Annotated in this window: 19 protein-coding genes and 4 tRNA genes; 8 read left to right on the forward strand and 15 right to left on the reverse strand. The window is 67.6% G+C overall.

Translation table 11 applies throughout. The annotated features are described in order from the left end of the window. Nucleotides 1-113: 113 nt before the first annotated feature. The 3 genes from JMF86_RS10035 to alr form a co-directional block, all read right to left on the reverse strand. Nucleotides 114-380 carry a DUF2866 domain-containing protein gene (locus JMF86_RS10035; protein WP_011549526.1) on the reverse strand — a complete coding sequence of 89 codons (267 nt, stop codon included), beginning with the start codon at nucleotides 378-380 and terminating at the stop codon, nucleotides 114-116. Between the two features lie 149 nt (nucleotides 381-529). Further along, on the reverse strand, nucleotides 530-1,906 hold the full coding sequence (gene radA, locus JMF86_RS10040; protein ID WP_011694314.1) for a DNA repair protein RadA: 1,377 nt from the start codon (nucleotides 1,904-1,906) through the stop codon (nucleotides 530-532). Between the two features lie 11 nt (nucleotides 1,907-1,917). Beyond that, nucleotides 1,918-2,988, reverse strand: a complete 1,071-nt coding sequence (gene alr / locus JMF86_RS10045) for an alanine racemase (RefSeq protein ID WP_011549524.1) — start codon at nucleotides 2,986-2,988, stop codon at nucleotides 1,918-1,920. A gap of 218 nt (nucleotides 2,989-3,206) precedes the next feature. On the opposite strand from alr, the gene lplT reads away from it, so the two are divergent. Continuing rightward, nucleotides 3,207-4,514, forward strand: coding sequence for a lysophospholipid transporter LplT (lplT, locus tag JMF86_RS10050; RefSeq protein WP_006478468.1), 1,308 nt, complete (start codon nucleotides 3,207-3,209; stop codon nucleotides 4,512-4,514). 58 nt (nucleotides 4,515-4,572) lie between these two features. Beyond that, nucleotides 4,573-5,382, forward strand: a complete 810-nt coding sequence (gene thiD / locus JMF86_RS10055) for a bifunctional hydroxymethylpyrimidine kinase/phosphomethylpyrimidine kinase (RefSeq protein WP_125380617.1) — start codon at nucleotides 4,573-4,575, stop codon at nucleotides 5,380-5,382. Between the two features lie 18 nt (nucleotides 5,383-5,400). Here the strand turns inward: thiD and JMF86_RS10060 are convergent, their stop codons facing one another. From JMF86_RS10060 to tsaB, 4 genes are read right to left on the reverse strand one after another with little or no spacing between them, the layout of a single operon-like run. Further along, nucleotides 5,401-6,366 carry a DUF1853 family protein gene (locus JMF86_RS10060; protein WP_125380616.1) on the reverse strand — a complete coding sequence of 322 codons (966 nt, stop codon included), beginning with the start codon at nucleotides 6,364-6,366 and terminating at the stop codon, nucleotides 5,401-5,403. Further along, a complete protein-coding gene (locus JMF86_RS10065; protein ID WP_201316980.1) occupies nucleotides 6,363-7,403 on the reverse strand; it encodes a uracil-DNA glycosylase in 1,041 nt (346 codons plus the stop codon). Before JMF86_RS10065 ends, JMF86_RS10060 begins: the two co-directional genes overlap by 4 nt. Beyond that, on the reverse strand, nucleotides 7,390-7,890 hold the full coding sequence (gene rimI / locus JMF86_RS10070) for a ribosomal protein S18-alanine N-acetyltransferase (RefSeq protein ID WP_006478464.1): 501 nt from the start codon (nucleotides 7,888-7,890) through the stop codon (nucleotides 7,390-7,392). Before rimI ends, JMF86_RS10065 begins: the two co-directional genes overlap by 14 nt. Further along, the gene (gene tsaB / locus JMF86_RS10075) at nucleotides 7,887-8,654 is read right to left on the reverse strand and encodes a tRNA (adenosine(37)-N6)-threonylcarbamoyltransferase complex dimerization subunit type 1 TsaB (protein WP_201316981.1); all 768 of its coding nucleotides are present in this window, start codon (nucleotides 8,652-8,654) and stop codon (nucleotides 7,887-7,889) included. Before tsaB ends, rimI begins: the two co-directional genes overlap by 4 nt. A 147-nt stretch (nucleotides 8,655-8,801) precedes the next feature. On the opposite strand from tsaB, the gene JMF86_RS10080 reads away from it, so the two are divergent. From JMF86_RS10080 to aceA, 3 genes are all read left to right on the forward strand, one after another. After that, on the forward strand, nucleotides 8,802-9,071 hold the full coding sequence (locus JMF86_RS10080; protein WP_006478462.1) for an acyl-CoA-binding protein: 270 nt from the start codon (nucleotides 8,802-8,804) through the stop codon (nucleotides 9,069-9,071). Between the two features lie 357 nt (nucleotides 9,072-9,428). Then, on the forward strand, nucleotides 9,429-10,973 hold the full coding sequence (locus JMF86_RS10085; protein ID WP_034174526.1) for a DEAD/DEAH box helicase: 1,545 nt from the start codon (nucleotides 9,429-9,431) through the stop codon (nucleotides 10,971-10,973). Nucleotides 10,974-11,364: 391 nt separating this feature from the next. Further along, the gene (gene aceA, locus JMF86_RS10090) at nucleotides 11,365-12,672 is read left to right on the forward strand and encodes an isocitrate lyase (protein WP_011549517.1); all 1,308 of its coding nucleotides are present in this window, start codon (nucleotides 11,365-11,367) and stop codon (nucleotides 12,670-12,672) included. A gap of 210 nt (nucleotides 12,673-12,882) precedes the next feature. Here the strand turns inward: aceA and JMF86_RS10095 are convergent, their stop codons facing one another. Beyond that, nucleotides 12,883-13,317 carry a universal stress protein gene (locus JMF86_RS10095; RefSeq protein WP_011549516.1) on the reverse strand — a complete coding sequence of 145 codons (435 nt, stop codon included), beginning with the start codon at nucleotides 13,315-13,317 and terminating at the stop codon, nucleotides 12,883-12,885. Between the two features lie 159 nt (nucleotides 13,318-13,476). Then, nucleotides 13,477-14,382, reverse strand: coding sequence for a LysR family transcriptional regulator (locus JMF86_RS10100; RefSeq protein WP_053525366.1), 906 nt, complete (start codon nucleotides 14,380-14,382; stop codon nucleotides 13,477-13,479). 157 nt (nucleotides 14,383-14,539) lie between these two features. Here JMF86_RS10100 and JMF86_RS10105 point away from each other — a divergent pair, with 157 nt between their 5' ends. Continuing rightward, entirely contained in the window at nucleotides 14,540-15,307 is a 768-nt protein-coding gene (locus JMF86_RS10105) for a haloacid dehalogenase type II (RefSeq protein WP_201316982.1), read from the forward strand. Between the two features lie 65 nt (nucleotides 15,308-15,372). Continuing rightward, nucleotides 15,373-16,965: a malate synthase A gene (gene aceB, locus JMF86_RS10110; protein WP_124478143.1), complete on the forward strand. Its 1,593-nt coding sequence runs from the start codon at nucleotides 15,373-15,375 to the stop codon at nucleotides 16,963-16,965. Nucleotides 16,966-17,113: 148 nt separating this feature from the next. On the opposite strand, the gene JMF86_RS10115 is transcribed toward aceB, so the two are convergent. Next, nucleotides 17,114-17,527, reverse strand: a complete 414-nt coding sequence (locus JMF86_RS10115) for a gamma-glutamylcyclotransferase (RefSeq protein ID WP_011549512.1) — start codon at nucleotides 17,525-17,527, stop codon at nucleotides 17,114-17,116. Nucleotides 17,528-17,794: 267 nt separating this feature from the next. Here JMF86_RS10115 and JMF86_RS10120 point away from each other — a divergent pair, with 267 nt between their 5' ends. Then, nucleotides 17,795-18,679 (forward strand): helix-turn-helix domain-containing protein, encoded by an 885-nt coding sequence (locus tag JMF86_RS10120; protein WP_200093632.1) that lies wholly within the window; start codon nucleotides 17,795-17,797, stop codon nucleotides 18,677-18,679. Between the two features lie 25 nt (nucleotides 18,680-18,704). On the opposite strand, the gene JMF86_RS10125 is transcribed toward JMF86_RS10120, so the two are convergent. From JMF86_RS10125 to JMF86_RS10145, 5 genes are all read right to left on the reverse strand, one after another. Continuing rightward, the gene (locus tag JMF86_RS10125; protein WP_011549510.1) at nucleotides 18,705-19,169 is read right to left on the reverse strand and encodes a GNAT family N-acetyltransferase; all 465 of its coding nucleotides are present in this window, start codon (nucleotides 19,167-19,169) and stop codon (nucleotides 18,705-18,707) included. Between the two features lie 361 nt (nucleotides 19,170-19,530). Beyond that, nucleotides 19,531-19,607, reverse strand: a tRNA-Asp gene (locus JMF86_RS10130). A 72-nt stretch (nucleotides 19,608-19,679) separates the two neighbouring features. Then, nucleotides 19,680-19,755, reverse strand: a tRNA-Glu gene (locus tag JMF86_RS10135). Between the two features lie 64 nt (nucleotides 19,756-19,819). Then, nucleotides 19,820-19,896, reverse strand: a tRNA-Asp gene (locus tag JMF86_RS10140). Between the two features lie 79 nt (nucleotides 19,897-19,975). Continuing rightward, nucleotides 19,976-20,051 (reverse strand) — tRNA-Glu (locus tag JMF86_RS10145).

The following is a 20,051-nucleotide window of genomic DNA, read 5'->3' on the forward strand; positions in this document are numbered from 1 at the left end:
GCCCCGCCGCACCGAACCCGGAAACGACGAGGCCGGGCGCCCGGGCCCGGCCTCGTCGTCATTGCTGCGTTTGGCGGGGTTGCATCGGCCCGTATGTCGGCCGCGCCCCCCACTCAGCGGCGCGGCAGCGTGTCGCGCGGCATCTGCTCGTCATCGCCCATCAAGTGCCGGCGCCCCTTGATCGGCCGGCGGATCGCAGCGGCGACCTCGGCTTCCGACACGTCCTCGGACACGACCTTGCGCGCCAGCCGCCCTTCTTCGTCGATCCACTCGACGATCCGGCATCCACCGCCCCACGGCTGGCGAATCGGCTCCGACACGCGGCAGCCGCGCAGGTTGTAAAGGCGTCCGCCAGGCGCTTCCCCGTACGATTTCAACATAGGTTCCCTTCGCATTGCGCGGTTCGACAATCCGGCAAAGGATAGGGAAAAGCGATGTCCGGCGGGTTACATCAGCCTACATATTCTTTACAGCGAATTACGCGACAGATCGTCCGGCCCGCTACGGCCCCTGCCAGGGCCCCGCCCGCTCATTCGAGATCGCGCACGCGGTCGATCGCCTGCTCGAGCCGCTCGACGGCCATCACGTTCAGCCCTTCGATCGGCTGTTTCGGCGCATTCGCCTTCGGAATCAGCGCGGACGTGAAACCGAGCTTCGCCGCTTCGCGCAGCCGTTCCTGCCCGCGCGGGGACGGCCGGATCTCGCCCGCCAGCCCCACCTCGCCGAACACGATCAGCCCTTTCGGCAGCGCCTTGTTGCGCATCGACGAGTGAATCGCGAGCAGCACCGCGAGGTCGGCGGCCGGCTCGGTGATCTTCACGCCGCCCACCGCATTGAGGAACACGTCCTGGTCGAAGGCTGCGATGCCCGCGTGGCGGTGCAGCACCGCGAGCAGCATCGCGAGCCGGTTCTGCTCGAGGCCGACCGCGAGCCGGCGCGGGTTCGGCACGTGCGCCGTATCGACGAGCGCCTGGATTTCGACGAGCAGCGGGCGCGTGCCTTCCTGCGTGACGAGCACGCACGAACCGGGCACGACCTGCTCGTGCTGCGACAGGAACAGCGCGGACGGGTTGGCCACGCCGCGCAGCCCGCGCTCGGTCATTGCGAACACGCCGAGCTCGTTGACCGCGCCGAAACGGTTCTTGAACGCGCGCACGAGCCGGAACGACGAATGCGTGTCGCCTTCGAAATACAGCACCGTGTCGACGATGTGCTCGAGCACGCGCGGGCCGGCCAGATTGCCCTCCTTCGTCACGTGCCCGACCATGATGATCGCGGTGCCCGACTGTTTCGCGATGCGCGTGAGCTGCGCCGCGCACTCGCGCACCTGCGCGACCGAGCCCGGCGCCGACGTCAGCGCCTCGGAATAGACGGTCTGGATCGAGTCGATGACGGCCACGTCCGGCCGCTCCGAATCGATCGCGGCCTGGATCTTCTCGAGCTGGATCTCGGCGAGCAGCTTCAGTTCGGCCGCCGGCGCACCGCCGTCGAGCAACGCGAGCCGTTGCGCGCGCAACGCGATCTGCGCGGCCGATTCCTCGCCGCTGATATAGAGGGCGCGCCTCTCGTTCGCGATATCCGCGAGCGACTGCAGCAGCAGCGTCGACTTGCCGATGCCCGGATCGCCGCCGATCAGCACGACACCGCCGGGCACCAGCCCGCCGCCCAGCACGCGGTCGAATTCGCCGATGCCGGTGGAGAAGCGCGGCACGTCGGCGGCCTCGATGTCGGCGAGCCGCTGCACCGGCGCCCGCTTCGCGAGCGACTGGAACCGATGGGCGGCCGGCGACTCGGCGACCGATTCGACGAGCGTGTTCCAGGCTTGGCACGACGGGCACTGGCCCTGCCACTTCGGGGTCTGTCCGCCGCACTCGCTGCAGACGTAAACGGTTTTCTGTTTGGCCACGCGCGACGCCCTTATTCCGCTCGCACGGGCACGCGGGCCGCGACCGCGCACATCAGCTCGTAGCCGATCGTGCCGCAATGGCGCGCGACGTCGTCGATCGGCAGCGCGTTGCCCCACAGCTCGACGCGCGCGCCGACGCCGGCCTGCGGGCACGGCGTCAGGTCGACGGTGATCATGTCCATCGACACGCGGCCGACGATCCGCGTACGGATGCCGTCGACGATCACGGGCGTGCCTTCGGGCGCCACGCGCGGATAGCCATCCGCATAGCCGCACGCGACGACGCCGATCCGCATCGGCGCCTGCGCCGAAAACGTCGAACCATAACCGATCGCCTGGCCCTTCCCGATCGTCTGCACCGCGATCAGCTCGGATGCAAGCGTCATCGCGGACTTCAACCCCGTGTCCGCGATATCGGACGACAACCCGGACGGCGACGCGCCATACAGCACGATCCCCGGCCGCACCCAGTCGAAGTGCGTATCCGGATGCCACAGCACGGCGGCCGAATTCGCGAGACTGCGCGCGCCGGCGATGCTTTCCGCGCCGCGCTCGAACGTCGCGAGCTGCTCGGCGACACCGCGCTCGTTGTCCGCGTCCGAAAAATGGGTCATCAACGTGATCTGGCCGATGCCGGGGCACGCGCGGGCGCGCTCCCACGCGGCACGGTATTTTTCCGGCACGTAACCGAGCCGGTTCATCCCGCTGTTCATCTTGAGCTGCACGTTAACGGGCTTCGACAGCCGCGCCGTTTCCAGCATCCGCATCTGCTCGTCGTTGTGGACGGTCGTGGTCAGGCTGTAGCGGTCGATCACGTCGATGTCGGTCGAGCGGAAGAAGCCTTCGAGCAGCAGGATCGGGCCGGCCCAGCCGAGCTCGCGCAGCTTCACCGCCTCGTCGAGGTCGAGCAGGCCGAAGCCGTCGGTGCCGCGCAGGCCCGGAAACGCGCGGGCGAGACCGTGGCCGTACGCGTTGGCCTTGACGACCGCCCAGACCTTGGACGGGCCGGCAAAGCGGCGGACGACGGAGAGATTGTTCGCGAGAGCGGCGGTGTGGATGGTGGCGGAGATCGGGCGCGGCATGGGAAATTTACGTAAAGACGCTTGCGAATCATCAGCTTACCGCGCCTTTTGAGCACCGAAGCCGACAATTTGCGGAACGATCGGGGAATCTTGCTAGTCCGAATTCGCGTATTTTCATGTTATAAAGCCGTGCGCACAACCCATTTCGAACGGAATAAGCCGATCGCATACCAGGCGGCCTACGCGGCCCTGCCGCAGCGACGAAAGCATCGCATCAGATGAAAAAAGGTTTTTACACCATCATGGCCGCGCAGTTTTTCTCGTCGCTGGCCGACAATGCGCTTCTCATCGCCGCCATCGCCCTGCTGAAAGACCTCCACGCCCCCAACTGGATGACACCGCTGCTGAAGCTGTTCTTCGTGTTGTCCTATGTGGTGTTGGCGGCGTATGTCGGTGCGTTCGCGGATTCGCGCCCGAAGGGCCGCGTGATGTTCATTACCAACTCGATCAAGGTGGTCGGCTGCCTGATCATGCTGTTCGGCGCCCATCCGCTGATCGCGTACGGGATCGTCGGCTTCGGCGCGGCGGCCTACTCCCCCGCCAAATACGGGATTCTCACCGAACTGCTGCCGGCCGACCGGCTGGTCGCCGCGAACGGCTGGATCGAGGGCACGACCGTCAGCTCGATCATCCTCGGCACCGTGCTCGGGGGCGCGCTGATCAGCCCGCACATCGCATCGCACGTGATCGCCCATACTCCCGCCTGGATCGGCACGCCCGCCGAGGCCGCGATGGCGATCATCATGGCGATCTACGTGGTCGCCGCGCTGTTCAACCTGCGCATTCCCGACACGGGCGCCCGCTACCCGAAGCAGGAGCGCGGCCCGGTCAAGCTGCTCACCGATTTCGCCGACTGCTTCATGGTGCTCTGGCGCGACAAGCTCGGCCAGATCTCGCTGGCGGTCACGACGCTGTTCTGGGGGGCCGGCGCGACGCTGCAGTTCATCGTGCTGAAGTGGGCCGAGGTGTCGCTCAACATGTCGCTGTCCGAAGGCGCGATCCTGCAGGCCGTAGTCGCGGTCGGCGTGGCGGCCGGCGCGATTGCCGCCGCCGCCCGGATTCCGCTGAAGAAGTCGCTGACCGTGCTGCCCGTCGGCATCATCATGGGCATCGCGGTGATGCTGATGGCTTTCTACACGCGCGACCTGTTCCCGGCGCAGTGGGCCGTGCACTTCGGCCATCTGCGCCTGCCGTTCTACCTGATCGTCGCCTACATCTTCCTGATCGGCGTCGGCGCGCTGTCCGGCTATTTCGTCGTGCCGATGAACGCGCTGCTGCAGCATCGTGGCCACGTGCTGCTGTCGGCCGGCCATTCGATCGCGGTGCAGAACTTCAACGAGAACCTGTCGGTGCTCGTGATGCTGTGCCTGTATGCGGTGCTCGTGTGGCTCGACGTGCCGGTCGGCGTCGTGATCGTGCTGTTCGGCACGTTCGTCTGCCTGACGATGTGGCTCGTGATGCGCCGCCACCAGGCGAACCAGCGTCAGTTCGACTCGGTCGCGCTGATCGGCGAATCGCGGCACTGACGCTACACTTTCCGTTTTCGTCCGCTGGCGCCGGTGCTCACACCGGCGCGTTGCCCTCATGACGCACCCGATACCCAACCTCCTGACGATCGCCGGCTCCGATTCGGGCGGCGGCGCAGGCATTCAGGCCGACCTGAAGACGTTTTCCGCGCTCGGTGCGTATGGTGCGAGCGTGATCACCGCGCTGACCGCGCAGAACACGCGCGGCGTGACGGGCGTGCATGCGCCGGACGCCGCGTTCGTGACCGCGCAGCTCGACGCGGTGTTCGACGATATCCGCATCGATGCGGTCAAGATCGGGATGCTCGCCAACGCGGCGATCGTGCAGGCGGTGGCCGACGCGCTGCGCCGTTACGCGCCGCGCTTCGTGGTGCTCGACACGGTGATGATCTCGAAAAGTTCGCACGCGCTGCTCGCGCCCGATGCCGTCGACGCGCTGCGCGACACGCTGCTGCCGCTCGCGACGGTCGTCACGCCGAACCTGCCGGAAGCGGCCGCGCTGCTGAACGACGCGCCCGCCACCACCGAAGACGACATGGTGCGGCAAGGCCAGGCCCTGCTGCAGACGGGCGCACGCGCGGTGCTGATGAAGGGCGGCCACCTGCCCGACGCGTCCGCGAGCCCCGACTGGCTCGTCGAAGCAACCCGCACCGTGCGGCTCGACGGCGCACGCGTGCCGGTCAGCAATACGCACGGCACCGGCTGCACGCTGTCGTCGGCAATCGCCGCGCTGCTGCCGCAGCAGCCCGACCTCGAAAGCGCGGTACGCGAGGCAAAAACCTACCTGACCGGCGCGATCGCCGCGAGCGGCCACCTCGACGTCGGTCACGGCGTCGGTCCGGTCCATCACTTCCATCGCTGGTGGTGAGCGGCCGCTGACGCGGCGTCAGTGATCCTGCGCCGCGAACGCCTGCGCGCGCGCCGGCCAGTCGTCGGGCACGATGAAACCGCGCGCCGTCTCGCGCCACGTGCCGTCAGCCCCCTTTTCATGGATCGCGATCAGGTCGGGCGTCTGGCGCGTCGCCAGCACGGCCGGCAACTCCGGTGCGCTCGCCAGCGGCTCGGGCTCGATACCCGCGCCGGCGACGGCACGCCGCGGCGCCAGCCACGCCAGTCTCGGCAATACGCTCCATGCCGCGCCGTCACGCTGCGCGGCCGCCCATGCCGGCCACTGCCCGTGCGTCAGCCAGAAACCGCGCGGATGATCCGGCGCGATTTCGACGGACACCGGCGGCACCGGCGCGCCGTACGGATGGAACAGCCAGCCCTTGATGAACATCTGCGCGTCGGCCGGGGCGCCGTAGCCGAGCCGGGCAAAGCCATCGTGTTCGCCGAGCCGCAACTGGTGGTCGAGCAGCCGGCTGCGCTTGCGGTCGAACCGGTCGACGAGATTGGGGCCGACGAAGTCGGCAAGCGATGCGCCGTCGCGGACCGGCGCGCATAGATAGCACTTCACCGCGAGTTCCCAGTGCAGGCGCCGGCCGTCCGGCGCATCGACGAGAAAATCGACTTCGCCGAGCGTGCGGCCGTTGCTGCGCAGCGGCAGATTGGCCGCGACGAGCCGCAGCGACGGCCCGTGGGTCAGAAAGTACTCGAGCAGGCATTCGGCGTAGCGGCCGAGCCGGGTCGGCCGAAACCCGTCGAGCGCGCGATGCAGCGGCCCGGGCTGCGCATCGAGCGCGGCGAGCCACGCTTCGACGGCCGCTTGGCCCGCTGCATCCGGCCATGGGCGCGCGAGCGGCGCGCCCGGCACCGCGGTGAGCAGGCTCGGGCTGGCGAGCAGCCAGCCCAGATCGCGCACCGCGGCGTCATGCAGCGTATCGACGAACGCGAACGCCGCGCCGGTCGTCATGGCCCGGCCGGGCCGTTCGTGTCGGCGCTTTCCGCACGCTTGAACGTGTCGCGCGCGAGGCACAGGTCGGCCCACGCCTTCGACTTGTCCTGCAGGCTGCGCAACAGGTATGCCGGGTGATAGGTGACGATCACCGGCACGCCCTCGTACGCATGCACGCGGCCGCGCAGCGACGCGATGCTCGCGTCCGTCTTCAGCAGCGTCTGCGCGGCAAACCGGCCGAGCGCGACGATCAGCTTCGGCTTCACGAGCGCGACCTGGCGCTGCAGATACGGCTCGCAGCTCGCGACCTCGTCCGGCTCCGGGTTGCGGTTGCCGGGCGGGCGGCACTTGATCACGTTCGCGATGTACACGTTGTCGCCACGCTTGAGCGCCAGCGACTGCAGCATGTTGTCGAGCAGCTTGCCGGCCTGACCGACGAACGGCTCGCCCTGCTTGTCCTCGTTCTCGCCCGGCGCTTCGCCGATCAGCATCCAGTCCGCTTCGCGATCACCGACGCCGAACACGGTGTTGGTCCGCTTCTCGCACAGACGGCACAGCGTGCAGTCGGCCACGCGCGCGGCCAGCGCATCCCAGTCGAGCACGGCGACCGGTGTGCCGGCGGGGCGCGATTCGGCGAGCGGCACGGGCACGGATTCGCCCGGCGGCGCCGCGTCGAACCACGCGAAATCGTCGTCTCCCGCCGGCGGTGCATCATCCTTCGGCGGCATCGTATCGGTCGATGCGGGCGATGTGATCGATGCAGCCTGCGCGGACGGGCGATCGCCGTCGACTACACCGTGCGCCGGCGCCCGCGACTCGCGAGCCGGCAAACCATCGGCAGCGCCACGCGCGACGGCCGTCGGCCTGTCGCCCTGTGCCGGCGCATACGCTGCACGCACCGGCCGCTCGGCGGCGACGGCGGTACCGTCGTCGGGCGCCGCGGTTTGCGCGACGGCAGGCGCGTCGGCTGCCGCGCCTTCGTCCGCGCGCTGCCCGCGCCGCACCCAGATCTGCGCGAGGCCCAGTTCCTCGAGCGCCGCTTCACCCCACGCCATGCGCGTCCCCCTCGTCCTTGTTCAGCGTCAGACGCATCACGATCGCGTCCTCCCGGCTGCGATGCTTCGCCGGATAGTAGTTCTTGCGCCGGCCGATCGTCACGAAACCGAAGCGCTCGTACAGATGAATCGCGCGCGGATTGGACGGCCGCACTTCGAGCAGCACGCCGTCGAGCCCCTCCGCGCGAGAAATGCGCACCGCCTCGCGCAGCAGCGCGAGGCCGGCGCCCGCATGCTGCGCGGCCGGCGCGACGCACAGGTTCAGCAGATGCATCTCGTCGACCACGGGCATCAGCACGCAATAGCCGACGAGCGACCCCGTCACGTGCCGCAGGCACACGCCCAGATAGCCGTTGCGCAACGAATCCTCGAAATTGCCGCGGCTCCACGGGAATTCGTACGCGACGTGCTCGATCGCGACGACTTCGTCGAGGTCGGCGTCCGTCATCGGCGCCAGATAGCGGTCGCTCAGCAGGACACCCGTCATCCCTTCGCTCCGCCCGTCTGCGCGGCCCGTGCCGCGATGCGCTCGGCGGTGGTCTGCGCGACCTTGTCACGCACGTATTCGGGCGCGGCCTGGTCGGCCGGCACCGCCCGCCCGGCGCGGAACGCGCGCAGCGCGGCATGCGCGACCGCCAGCGCATGCGGCAACGCCTCGCCGTCGATCGCGGCCGCCCGCGCGGCGGCCGGCAACTGCGCGCCGAACGCCGCGGCCGCATTGCCGGCGAGCGTGAACGGCGCATCGGGTACGCCGACGGCGCCCGGCGCGTCGAGCGACGCCGGATGCAGCGTGCGCCAGTCACCGGCGCCGTCGTCCCATTCGAAATCCGCCCAGTAGGCTTCGTCCATCCGCGCGTCGAGCGCGGCGAGCACGCGGGTCGTGCCGGGCGCGCGCAGCCGCGCGCGCTCGGCGCATGCGAGCAGCGTGCCGATCGGCACGACCGGCAGCCCGGCCCCGAACGCGAGGCCCTGGGTGATGCCCGTCGCGGTACGCAGGCCCGTGAACGAGCCGGGGCCCGCGCCGAATGCGATCGCGTCGCAGTCGGCGAGCGTCAGCCCGGATTCGGCGAAGAGTTCCTGGATCGCCGGCAGCACGCGCGTGCTCGACACGGCGCCCGTCGGCTCGTGGCGGACCCAGGTCTGCGGGGTGGAAACGGCGTCATCGGCCGAGGCCGAGCGCAGCAGCGCGACCGAGCAGTATTCGGTCGACGTATCGATGGCGAGAAGCACTGTTTGCGTCATGGCCGACATTGTAATGCGCCGCCCCGCTCCCACGGGCGATCGGGCCCGATCTGTGCGCGCGGGCGGCGCCGGCGGCGGTTTGGAAGGATCGCTCGACCCCGCGCGACGGCCCGCTTGTTAAGATCGGCCGATCTGAAACCCTTACGGAGACACCCGATGAGCGAACTCACCGCCCAATTCGACCAGGCCCAGATCGACGTCAAGCAACTGACGGAACGGCCGGGCAACCTGACCCTGCTGCGCCTGTACGCGCTCTTCAAGCAGGCGACCGACGGCGATGCGCACGGCGACAAGCCGGGCTTCACCGACATCGTCGGCAAATACAAGTACGATGCCTGGGAAGCGCTGAAGGGTACGTCGCAGGATGCGGCGAAGCAGCAGTACATCGAACTCGTCGAATCGCTGAAAAACGGCACGGCGTCCTGACGGAATCGACGCTTCCGCAATCGGCAATCAAATCAGTGGCGCAGCGCAGCAAATTTCTTTATAATGCGGCCTGCGTCACCTCCCGCGCTCGGCTCGCAAGCCGTTCCGGCCCGACGCCTCGTAGCGTTAAGCTCCAATCCGGTTTAGAACCTGTCCCCTCCTGCTTCGACCCTTGCGGTCGTCAACTAGGCTGGCGGCCCCGCTCCTGAAGCGCGCCGCACCCAAAACAGCTTCTAATGCCTCATCCGCCGACGGTTCGGCGGATTGCACCCGTTTCCCGATTTGCTCGCTGAATCCGACGACTTGGGTATGCGCGATTGGCGCCGACGTTTCACCCACTGTGTTTCAAGGATTGTTATGACTTCGAGCATCAACTCCAGCCCGCTCAACGCGATCGCCGACCAGGCGCTCGGTCTCGACGACGCCGCCGCACCGGCCGCGGTCGAACCGGCGTCGGACGAGCCGAGCTTCGCGTCGCTCGGGTTGTCGCCGGAGATCGTCTCCGCGCTGCAGGCCGCCGGCTACGTGAAGCCGACGCCGGTCCAGCAGCGCGCGATTCCGGCCGGCATCGCCGGCCGCGACCTGCTGGTGTCGAGCCCGACCGGTTCGGGCAAGACGGCCGCATTCATGCTGCCCGCGATCGAACGTTTCGCGCAGCTCCAGAAGACCCAGGCGCAGCAACCGCGCGCGCCGCGTGAACCGAACCAGGGCGACCGCCGCGTGCGCCGCCCGCAACCCGTCGCGCGCCCGGGCCTGCTCGTGCTGACGCCGACCCGTGAACTCGCGATGCAAGTCACGACGGCCGCATCGACGTACGGCAAGCACCTGAAGCGCCTGCGCACGGTCAGCATCCTGGGCGGCGTCGCCTACGGCCAGCAGCTGATGCTGCTCGCGAAGAACCCGGAAATCCTGGTTGCCACGCCGGGCCGGCTGCTCGATCACCTCGAGCGCGGCCGTATCGACCTGTCCGAACTGAAGATGCTCGTGCTCGACGAAGCCGACCGCATGCTCGACATGGGCTTCATCGAAGACATCGAAACGATCGTCGCCGCCACGCCGGAATCGCGCCAGACGATGCTGTTCTCGGCCACGCTCGACGGCAAGATCGGTTCGCTGACGAGCCGCCTGCTGAAGGATCCGGAACGGATCGAGATCCAGCAGCGCCTCGAATCGCGCGCGAACATCGCGCAGACCGTCCATTACGTCGACGACCGCGATCACAAGGATCGCCTGCTCGATCACCTGCTGCGCGACGACGCGCTCGACCAGGCGATCATCTTCACGGCGACCAAGATCGACGCCGACCAGCTCGCCGGCCGTCTCGCCGACGCAGGCTTCGAATCGGCCGCGCTGCACGGCGACCTGCCGCAGGGCGCGCGCAACCGCACGATCCGTGCGCTGCGCGAGCGCCGCGTGCGCGTGCTGGTTGCCACCGACGTCGCGGCACGCGGCATCGACATCCCGGGCATCACGCACGTGTTCAACTACGACCTGCCGAAGTTCGCGGAAGACTACGTGCACCGTATCGGTCGTACCGGCCGCGCGGGCCGTTCGGGTATCGCGGTGAGCCTCGTGCACCACGCCGAGCAAGGCGCGCTCAAGCGCATCGAGCGCTTCGTGCGCTCGCCGCTGCCGGTCAACGTGATCGAAGGTTTCGAGCCGCGCAAGTCGCCCCCGCGTAACGGCGGCACCGGTGGCCGCGGCCGTCCGGGCGGCGGTAACGGCGGTCGTCGTTTCGGCGGCAAGCCGGGCGGCGGTCATGGCGGCAACGGCAATGGCCGCAGCTACGGCGGCGGCAATGGCGGCGGCTGGAGCGGCAAGCCGGGCGGCAGCCGTGACGGCGGCCCGCGTCGCGACGGCCAGCGCAGCGGCGGCCCGCGCCGCAGCAACTCGGCATCGTAAGCACACACGGGCGGCCCTCGGCCGCCCTGCGGATCGGCTACCCGCCTATCCCAGCCAACCGGCGCATCCGCGCCGGTTTTTTTTCGCCTCGCCGTCAATTTCACGATGCGGAAAATTTTTTTGCGTCGTAAAAAATCATGCTGCACGGCACAACCCATACGATTGCGGGATAGGAAAATGGGTTTCTCATCCCGAAATCATGCAATCAAACCATTGATTAAAAACAACTAAAAAATTCCACGCCTCCCGAGCCAGCCCCTGTTTCGCTCCCGCCGATTTGCCTAGACTCTTATACAAGACCTCGCGAAACGGAACGTACCGCTTCCCCGCCTCGCGAACAGCATCATCCCCGTCAGATTCGGCAGGCATACATCGCATCAAGGAGCTCATCATGTCGCGTCAGCAACAGGCACAGGAACTGCAGCAGCAATGGGAAACCGATCCGCGCTGGAAGGGCATCAAGCGCAGCTACTTGGCTGAGGACGTGGTCCGCTTGCGCGGCTCGATCCCGATCGAGCACACGCTGGCCAAGCGCGGCGCGGAAAAACTGTGGGGCCTCATCAACAACGAGCCGTTCGTCAACGCACTCGGCGCGCTGACCGGCAACCAGGCGATGCAGCAGGTGAAGGCCGGCCTGAAGGCCATCTACCTGTCCGGCTGGCAAGTCGCCGGCGACGCGAACGTCGCGGGCGAAATGTACCCGGACCAGTCGCTGTACCCGGCCAACTCGGTGCCGCTCGTCGTGAAGCGCATCAACAACACGCTGACGCGCGCCGACCAGATCCAGTGGTCGGAAGGCAAGAACCCGGGCGACGAAGGCTACGTCGACTTCTTCGCGCCGATCGTCGCCGATGCGGAAGCCGGTTTCGGCGGTGTGCTCAACGCGTTCGAGCTGATGAAGGCGATGATCGAGGCCGGCGCATCGGGCGTTCACTTCGAGGACCAGCTCGCATCGGTGAAGAAATGCGGCCACATGGGCGGCAAGGTGCTCGTACCGACGCGCGAAGCCGTCGCGAAACTGTCGGCCGCGCGGCTCGCGGCCGACGTGATGGGCACGCCGACCGTGCTGGTGGCCCGCACCGATGCGGAAGCGGCCGACCTGATCACGTCCGACGTCGACGACAACGACAAGCCGTTCCTGACCGGCGAGCGCACGGTGGAAGGCTTCTTCCGCACGAAGCCGGGCCTCGAACAGGCGGTCTCGCGCGGCCTCGCGTACGCGCCGTACGCCGACCTGATCTGGTGCGAAACCGGCAAGCCCGATCTCGAGTACGCGAAGAAGTTCGCGGAAGCGATCCACAAGCAGTTCCCGGGCAAACTGCTGTCGTACAACTGCTCGCCGTCGTTCAACTGGAAGAAGAACCTCGACGACGCGACGATCGCGAAGTTCCAGAAGGAGCTGGGCGCGATGGGCTACAAGTTCCAGTTCATCACGCTGGCCGGCTTCCATGCGCTGAACTACTCGATGTTCAACCTCGCGCACGGCTATGCCCGCACGCAGATGAGCGCGTTCGTCGAACTGCAGCAGGCCGAGTTCGCGGCCGCCGACAAGGGCTTCACGGCAGTCAAGCATCAGCGCGAGGTCGGCACCGGCTACTTCGACGCGGTGACGCAGACGGTCGAGCGCGAAGCATCGACGACCGCGCTGCACGGCTCGACCGAGGACGAACAGTTCTTCGACGGCAAGAAAGTCGCGTAACGCGCCCAGGCGTGATGCCGATCCCCGCCGCGTCTCGCGACGCCGCGGCATCGGCCACCGGAACAACAATCAGGGAGGAGACGGCAGGCGCGCGAGTCCCTTCGCGCGACCGGCCGCGCGGCCTGCGGGCCGCCAGCAACGATGCGCGCCGGCTTCGTCCGGCGCGCCCTTTTCCGCGGCGCAGCCCGCCCGGCCACGGCCGGCGCTGCCCTACCGATAGACGATCACCGGAATTTTCGTATGGGTCAGCACGCGCTGCGTCTCGCTGCCGATCAACAGGCTGCCGAGCCCGCGGCGTCCGTGGGACGCCATGAAGATCACGTCGCACCCGCCGCGCTCCGCCGCCTCGATGATGCCGAGATACGGCGACGGATGCACGCTCGTCCACGTGTCGCACGCGACCCCGGCCGCCTTCGCGGCCGCCTCCACCTCGTCGAGATGCGCACGCGCCTCGCGCTCGCTGCGCGCACGGAAATCGGCGGGCGGCTCGATGATCACTTCGGAAAACGGCGAGTACGGATATTGCGGCAGGCACGCGTAGGCCGTCACGCGCGCGCCGACCGCACGAGCCAGGTCGATCGCGCCGTCGATCGCCTTTTGCGACAGTTCGGAACCGTCGGTTGGAACGAGGATGTGCCGGAACATCGCGCCCTCCTTCGTCAATTGCACGCCACGCGCCGCGGCGCCGGTCGAGCCGGCCGCGACACGGCGCACATGCCTCTTACGATTGTAGTGTGCGAAATCGCGCCGGCCGAATCGGCAGCGGGTTCGCCCTCATATCGGAAACACGCGGGCGCGCGTCGCCTACTCGCCCCAATAGCCGGGCCGCTCGTACGTGTGCTTCAGGTAATCGAGAAACAGGCGCACGCGCAGCGGCAGATGCCGGCGTTGCGGAAACACCGCGTGGATGCCGATCGGCGGCGCGGCGAACGCGTCGAGCACGCTAACGAGCCGGCCGGCCGCGATGTCCTCGCCGACTTCCCACCACGAGCGCCACGCGAGGCCATGGCCTGCGAGGCACCACTCGTGCAGCACCGCGCCGTCCGAGCATTCCATCGTGCCGTTCACGCGGATCGACACGACCTTGTCGTCCTCCTGGAACGACCAGCCGCGCTGCTGGTTCGCGTTCGCCGCGAGCGCGAGGCAGTTGTGCCGCGCCAGTTCCGCGAGCGTGGCCGGCGTGCCGCGCCGCGCGAGATACGCGGGCGACGCGACGCACACGCGGCGGTTCTCGCCGAGTTTCAGCGACACGAGCGACGAGTCGGGCAGCTCGCCGAGCCGCACCGCGCAATCGAACCCCTCGTTGACGAGGTCGACCATCCGGTCGGACAGGTCGAGCGTGACGGACACATCCGGGTGCCCGACGCTGAATTCAGGCACGAGCGGCGCGACGTGCCGCCGCCCGAAGCCGGCCGGCGCGGAAATCCGCAGGTGCCCGCTCGCCTTGACACCACCGGCGGACACGCTCGCTTCCGCGTTCTGCATGTCGTTGATGATGCGCTGGCAATCCTCGAGGAACGCCGAACCCTCGAACGTCAGCGTGAGCTTGCGCGTCGTGCGTACCAGCAGCTTCACGCCGAGCCGCTCCTCGAGCGCGTCGAGGCGGCGGCCGATGATCGCCGGCGCGACGCCTTCCGCATGCGCAGCCGCGGACAGGCTGCCTTTCGCCGCGACCGCGGCGAACGTTTCGATCTGCTTGAACCGGTCCATGACTCTCTCGAAAGGACGGCATCGCCGCCTTTCAAATAACGTGAGTCACTCAGATTAGGTATATGAAAGTAAAAGATCAAGTGATGTTTAGCGTCTTTTTTAGCACCTTCGATCACGAATAGAATCGACCCGACCTCTGAAACTGGAGCGCAAGGCTATGTCGGCCACAACGACACTCTCCTCTCCCGACGCCATCCTCTTCGACGCATTCGGCACGTTGTTCGACGTGCGTGCCGTGCTGGCCGCGGCTGAGCAGATGTTTCCCGGGCACGGGGAACGGTTGTCGCAGCTGTGGCGACGCAAGCAGATCGAATACTCGCAGTTGCGCACGCTCGCCGATCCGGCCGGCTCGCACTATCGCCCGTTCCGGGACATCACGCTCGATGCGCTGCGGTTCGCCGCGCGCCGGCTCGGGCTCGCGCTGAACGGCGCGGCCGAGAAGCGCTTGATGGACGAATACGCGTGCCTGTCGACCTATCCCGATACGGTGCCCGCGTTGCGCAAGCTGCGCGCGCTCGACCCGCGCCCGCCGCTCGCGATCCTGTCGAACGGCACCCCGCAGATGCTCGACATCGCGATCAAGAGCGCCGGCATGTCCGGCCTGTTCGATCGCGTGCTGTCGGCCGACACCGTGCGCGCGTACAAACCGAGCCCGGCCGCCTACGCGCTCGGCACCGCCGCGTTCGGGGCGAACCCGCGCGACATCGTGTTCGTGTCGTCGAACGCGTGGGACGTCGCCGGCGCCACCTGGTTCGGCTACACGACGTTCTGGCTCAACCGCACGGGCGCGCCCGCCGAGGAACTCGGCGCGCCGCCCGACGGCACCGGCACCGGCATGGCCGACCTGCTCGCCTTCCTCGCCACACCCACCCCGGCTCCGTCCGGCAGACCCGCAAACCGCACGCGCCCCGGCCCGGGTGCATGACGCTCGCAGCTGCCGCCTTCCCCCTTCACCGAAACCGCAACTGACCGACCAAGGAGATGAGACTCATGAGCACCCCGATCACGCTGCCGCAAGGCATGACGATCACCGGCGAAATCAAGCCGGGTTACGAAGCCATCCTGACGCCCGACGCGCTGGCGCTCGTCGCGGCGCTGCACCGCACGTTCGAATCGCGCCGCCAGGCGCTGCTGCAGGCGCGCGTCGAGCGCACGAAACGCCTCGACGCGGGCGAGCGCCCCGATTTCCTGGCGCAGACGAAGGCGATCCGCGAAGGCGACTGGAAGGTCGCGCCGCTGCCTGTCGACCTGCAATGCCGCCGCGTCGAGATCACGGGGCCCGTCGAGCGCAAGATGATCATCAACGCGCTGAACTCGGGCGCCGATTCGTACATGACGGACTTCGAGGATTCGAACGCGCCGAGCTGGACGAACCAGATCGACGGCCAGATCAACCTGAAGGACGCGGTCCGCCGCACGATCTCGCTCGAGCAGAACGGCAAGTCGTACCGGCTGAACGACAAGGTCGCGACGCTGATCGTGCGTCCGCGCGGCTGGCACCTCGACGAGAAGCACGTGACGGTCGACGGCCAGCGCGTGTCCGGCGGCATCTTCGATTTCGCGCTGTTCCTGTTCCACAACGCGAAGGAACTGCTCGCGCGCGGCTCGGGCCCGTACTTCTACCTGCCGAAGATGGAAAGCCATCTCGAGGCGCGCCTGTGGAACGACATCTTCGTCGCCGCGCAGGAAGCAGTCGGCGTGCCGCGCGGCACGATCCGCGCGACGGTGCTGATCGAGACGATCCTCGCCGCATTCGAGATGGACGAGATCCTGTACGAACTGCGCGAACACAGCTCGGGCCTGAACGCCGGCCGCTGGGACTACATCTTCTCGGCGATCAAGAAATTCAAGAACGACCGCGACTTCTGCCTGGCCGACCGTTCGAAGATCACGATGACGGTGCCGTTCATGCGTGCGTACGCGCTGCTGCTGCTGAAGACCTGTCACAAGCGCAACGCGCCGGCGATCGGCGGGATGAGCGCGCTGATTCCGATCAAGAACGATCCGGAAGCGAACGACAAGGCGATGGGCGGCGTGCGCTCGGACAAGCAGCGCGACGCGACCGACGGCTACGACGGCGGCTGGGTCGCGCACCCGGGCCTCGTGCCGATCGCGATGGAAGAGTTCGTCAAGGTGCTCGGCGACAAGCCGAACCAGATCGCGAAGCAGCGCGACGACGTGCAGGTCGAAGGCAGGAACCTGCTCGACTTCCAGCCGGAAGCGCCGATCACCGAGGCCGGCCTGCGCAACAACATCAACGTCGGGATCCACTATCTCGGCGCGTGGCTCGACGGCAACGGCTGCGTGCCGATCCACAACCTGATGGAAGATGCGGCGACGGCCGAGATTTCCCGCTCGCAGGTGTGGCAATGGATCCGCTCGCCGAAGGGCGTGCTCGACGACGGCCGCAAGGTCACGGCCGAACTCGTGCGCGAATTCGCGAAGATCGAACTGGACAACGTGAAGCGCGCGGTCGGCGGCAACACGCAACCGTACGAGCGCGCCGCGGCGATCTTCGAGCAGATGTCGACGTCGGAAGGCTTCACCGAATTCCTGACGCTGCCGCTGTACGAGGAAATCTGACGAGCTGTCCGCTGCGATCGTCGGCCGGCTCCACGTCGTGCCGCCGGTCGCGTGCGACGACGGATCAATCGCATGAAAAAGCGCCCCGCGGGGCGCTTTTTCTTTTGGATTCGACAGCGGCAAATCCCGCCGCCGCCGGCAGGCACGCTCAGGCGGCTTCCTGCTCGCGCCGGTGCTGGACCCAGTCGCCCGATGCGATGCGCGGACGCCCGGCTGCCGCGTGCGCGGCGACCGGATAATACAGGCAGGCGTATTGCCGGCCGCCGAGTTCGACCGTCGCTTCTTCCGGCTTGAACAGCGAGTCGACGCCCGGATAAACGCGCTCGATCTCGTCGAGCACCGGCACGAGCCGCTCGTCGACCTCGTAGACGTCGCCCCAGACCAGCGACTTGCCGGCCGCCCCGGGGATCATGCCCGGATAGGTGCCGAAATCGACCAGTTCGCCGGGCAGCGCGGCCGCGCCCAGCAGCGTCGGCGCGGCGATGCCGTGGCGGGCGGCAGCATGGCCGATGTCGTTGGCCTGTCCGGCTCTCAAGGTGCCATAGACGAATACATGGCGCATCATGGTTCTCCTCTTCGATTCGTGTGTTGCCGTGTTTGCATGCGCTCGGCGCGCGATGGGCGCGACATGGCGCACGCATCGATAGACCCCGATACCGGCCCGATGGTTCGAACCGTCGACGCGCGGCAGCGGCCAGCCGCCCCCGGATTCGCCAGCGCCCACACAAAGTTCATTTGAACCCGGCATGATGGCCGGAAAAACCGCCGCATGCGCAAGCGCTGCGCCTTCTAAAATAACGGCATCGCCGCCGCGCTGCCCGAACCGTTCATGAATCCGCCCGCTCCAGCCGACGTATCGAAACCGTACGACGTCATCGACATCCCGCCGGAATTCGCGCCGACCGCCGTCCATCCGATGCGCGTGCGCGCGCGGCAGGTCGATGCCGGCCGCCGCATTCCGCTGCACACGCATGCCTGGGCTCAGCTCGCGTACGCGTCGCGCGGCGTGCTGCGCGTCGCGACGACCGGCACGACCTGGATGGTGCCGCCGTCTCGCGCGATCTGGGTGCCGCCGCACGTGACGCACGAGGTCACGATCGTCGAAGAGGCCTATTTGCGCACGCTGTACATCGACGAGTCGATCGTGCCGGGCGGGCTCGATGCATGCCGCGTCGTCGAGGTGACAGGGTTGCTGCGCGAACTGATCGTCGCACTCGACGCGCGCGATCTGAGCACCGCGCGGGAGCGCCTGCTGTGCGGGCTCGTGCTCGACGAACTGAGTCAGGCCGAGCCGCTACCGCTCGCGGTGCCGATGCCCGACGAGAAACGGCTGCGCCTGCTGTGCGAATCGGTACTCGCGCACCCCGCGCATGCGGAGTCGCTCGAACACTGGGCGAGCGAGGTCGGCGCGAGCACGCGCACGATATCGCGGCTTTTCAAGCAGGAACTGGGCGTGAGCTTTTCGCAGTGGCGCCAGCAGGCGCTGCTCGCCCGGGCGATCCCGCTGCTGAACCAGGGGCGCCCGCTGTCGCATATCGCGCGCGAACTCGGCTACCAGAGCCAGAGCGCGTTCTCGGCCATGTTCCGCCGCGCCTTCGGCGAAAGCCCGCGCGCGTTCATGCTCCGTGGCTACGAACATCGCGGCCCGGAAGGCGGTGTCGCGGACAGCGAAACGCCGGACGACGATGACGGCGCGATCGACGCGGTGCGCTGATTGCGCGCTCCGGCGCGCCGGCCCCTCAGACCGGCCGCACCATGTGGCGAATCGAGCCGAGTTGCGCGAGCCGCGGGCCGGTGACGTGGTAGCCCATGCGCAGGTACAAGCGCGCGGCAGGGTTGTCGACGAACACGCGCAACTGCAGTTCGTGCAGCCCGCGCGCACGTGCCCAGCGATGCGACATCTCGAGCATATAGGTGCCGGCGCCCTGCCCGCGATGGCCGGCCGCGATCTGCACGTCGCGGATATGCAGCGAATCGCCCTCCTCGGTCACGCGCAGCACGCCGATGCGCTCGCCGTCGGCCTCGAGGATGAAGTTCTCGGATTCGCGCCAGCTCGCATAGAACAGGTCGCTGCGCCAGACGAGCCCATGGCGTTTGTAGTAGCCGCCCATATTGCCGTGCGTCAACGCTTCGGCATACGGAAAATCGCCGGGCTCCGCGGGCCGGAGCTGATACAGGAGTCGCAGGTCGGTCGGATCGAGCATCGCGCAGGAGTCGGAAACGCATCCCGCCACGATAGCGCAGTCGCGTGCGGATGCAATCGCGAATTTCTCGTAGGAGCGCGGCGCTCGATGCAGCACGCGGGGTGAGGGGTGATCGGAAGGCGGGACGAGCGATGCAAATGAAAAAGCCCGCACGACGCGGGCTTCTTCATTTTCTGGCGGAGCGGACGGGACTCGCCTACCTCCCGCAGGCCGCGGCTGCGCTTGCAAGCGCAGCCCTTCGAGCCCCGCCGGAAGCCACGCAGGCGGCTTCCTCCGCTCCGCAGTCACGTGCCCGCAAGCGGGCACAACGACCGAACGCACAAACAACAATGCCCGCACAAGGCGGGCATTGTTGTTTGTTTGGCGGAGCGGACGGGACTCGAACCCGCGACCCCCGGCGTGACAGGCCGGTATTCTAACCGACTGAACTACCGCTCCAGTCTGCTGCTTGCCTGGCAGGCGTCGGTTACTTCCTGCCGGCGCGTCGTTTGTTCGAACGACGCCGAAATCTGGCGTCCCCTAGGGGATTCGAACCCCTGTACTCACCGTGAAAGGGTGATGTCCTAGGCCTCTAGACGAAGGGGACAACGTACTGCTTACATCTTTAACGAGAAAGCCCGTTCAAAAACGCTTTTGAACGGGCTTCGTTCTGGCGGAGCGGACGGGGCTCGAACCCGCGACCCCCGGCGTGACAGGCCGGTATTCTAACCAACTGAACTACCGCTCCAGCTTTCTGCACCATCGCCTGCAGGATCTCGTCACGTTCCTGCACACGCTGCGGCACTTCTACGAAACGCCGCTGAATCTGGCGTCCCCTAGGGGATTCGAACCCCTGTACTCACCGTGAAAGGGTGATGTCCTAGGCCTCTAGACGAAGGGGAC

It is taken from the genome of Burkholderia sp. E168m15, from assembly GCF_016586105.1.
Classification (GTDB): Bacteria; Pseudomonadota; Gammaproteobacteria; order Burkholderiales; family Burkholderiaceae; genus Burkholderia; species Burkholderia orbicola.

Excerpts from the sequence above, each read along its gene's own strand:
- JMF86_RS10065 (WP_201316980.1), bottom strand. The coding sequence starts at position 7,403 with ATGGCGTGGGGTGAAGCGGCGCTCGAGGAACTGGGCCTCGCGCAGATC.
- tsaB (WP_201316981.1), bottom strand. The coding sequence starts at position 8,654 with ATGTCGGCCATGACGCAAACAGTGCTTCTCGCCATCGATACGTCGACC.
- JMF86_RS10125 (WP_011549510.1), bottom strand. The coding sequence starts at position 19,169 with ATGCTCGATCCGACCGACCTGCGACTCCTGTATCAGCTCCGGCCCGCG.
- JMF86_RS10105 (WP_201316982.1), top strand. The coding sequence starts at position 14,540 with ATGTCGGCCACAACGACACTCTCCTCTCCCGACGCCATCCTCTTCGAC.
- aceA (WP_011549517.1), top strand. The coding sequence starts at position 11,365 with ATGTCGCGTCAGCAACAGGCACAGGAACTGCAGCAGCAATGGGAAACC.
- aceB (WP_124478143.1), top strand. The coding sequence starts at position 15,373 with ATGAGCACCCCGATCACGCTGCCGCAAGGCATGACGATCACCGGCGAA.
- JMF86_RS10085 (WP_034174526.1), top strand. The coding sequence starts at position 9,429 with ATGACTTCGAGCATCAACTCCAGCCCGCTCAACGCGATCGCCGACCAG.
- JMF86_RS10120 (WP_200093632.1), top strand. The coding sequence starts at position 17,795 with ATGAATCCGCCCGCTCCAGCCGACGTATCGAAACCGTACGACGTCATC.
- JMF86_RS10095 (WP_011549516.1), bottom strand. The coding sequence starts at position 13,317 with ATGTTCCGGCACATCCTCGTTCCAACCGACGGTTCCGAACTGTCGCAA.
- lplT (WP_006478468.1), top strand. The coding sequence starts at position 3,207 with ATGAAAAAAGGTTTTTACACCATCATGGCCGCGCAGTTTTTCTCGTCG.
- rimI (WP_006478464.1), bottom strand. The coding sequence starts at position 7,890 with ATGACGGGTGTCCTGCTGAGCGACCGCTATCTGGCGCCGATGACGGAC.
- thiD (WP_125380617.1), top strand. The coding sequence starts at position 4,573 with ATGACGCACCCGATACCCAACCTCCTGACGATCGCCGGCTCCGATTCG.
- JMF86_RS10035 (WP_011549526.1), bottom strand. The coding sequence starts at position 380 with ATGTTGAAATCGTACGGGGAAGCGCCTGGCGGACGCCTTTACAACCTG.
- alr (WP_011549524.1), bottom strand. The coding sequence starts at position 2,988 with ATGCCGCGCCCGATCTCCGCCACCATCCACACCGCCGCTCTCGCGAAC.
- JMF86_RS10100 (WP_053525366.1), bottom strand. The coding sequence starts at position 14,382 with ATGGACCGGTTCAAGCAGATCGAAACGTTCGCCGCGGTCGCGGCGAAA.
- JMF86_RS10080 (WP_006478462.1), top strand. The coding sequence starts at position 8,802 with ATGAGCGAACTCACCGCCCAATTCGACCAGGCCCAGATCGACGTCAAG.
- JMF86_RS10060 (WP_125380616.1), bottom strand. The coding sequence starts at position 6,366 with ATGACGACCGGCGCGGCGTTCGCGTTCGTCGATACGCTGCATGACGCC.
- JMF86_RS10115 (WP_011549512.1), bottom strand. The coding sequence starts at position 17,527 with ATGCGCCATGTATTCGTCTATGGCACCTTGAGAGCCGGACAGGCCAAC.